We start from the raw sequence: 497 nt of genomic DNA on the forward strand, positions 1-497 counted from the left end.
CGCCGACTCGAGGTGGCCTGCGGCGAGGGTCCGTACCTCGTTAGCCGATACGACGCCGCGACCGGAGACCAGATCAGCCTCGGTCGCAGGATCGGCCTGCTCGACCGAAAGTTGCGTGTCGTCACGGAGAACACTCACAGCGACGACGAGTGGCGCATGTGGGCCCGACGAGCCGTCGAGAGCGTCTACGGGTTCGAGTACCAGGGTGACAGCCTCCTGCTCGCCCGCGAGAACATCCTCGCCACATATGAGGACTACGCGCGTGCTGCGCTTGGCCGCGCCCCTTCAGCGTCCGAGCTGCGCAGCATCGCGACGGTGATCTCGTGGAACATCTGGCAGATGGACCTGCTCACCGGTCGACCTCCGCTGCAAACAAATCTGGCTGACGAGAATCAGCTGGACCTGTTCGGCGAGCAGGACGCAAGCGCGGTACGTTCCTGCCTGATCCGCGACTGGCGCGCAAAGCGGATTCATACCTATGCACAGCTGACGACTAC

General features: G+C 64.0%; 1 protein-coding gene. It reads left to right on the forward strand.

Annotated elements, in window-relative coordinates:
- On the forward strand, positions 1 to 497 hold a 497-nt coding region (locus G3I78_RS47710), incomplete at both ends, for a hypothetical protein (RefSeq protein WP_203616520.1).

It is taken from the genome of Streptomyces sp. SID13726, from assembly GCF_010548375.1.
Classification (GTDB): Bacteria; Actinomycetota; Actinomycetes; order Streptomycetales; family Streptomycetaceae; genus Streptomyces.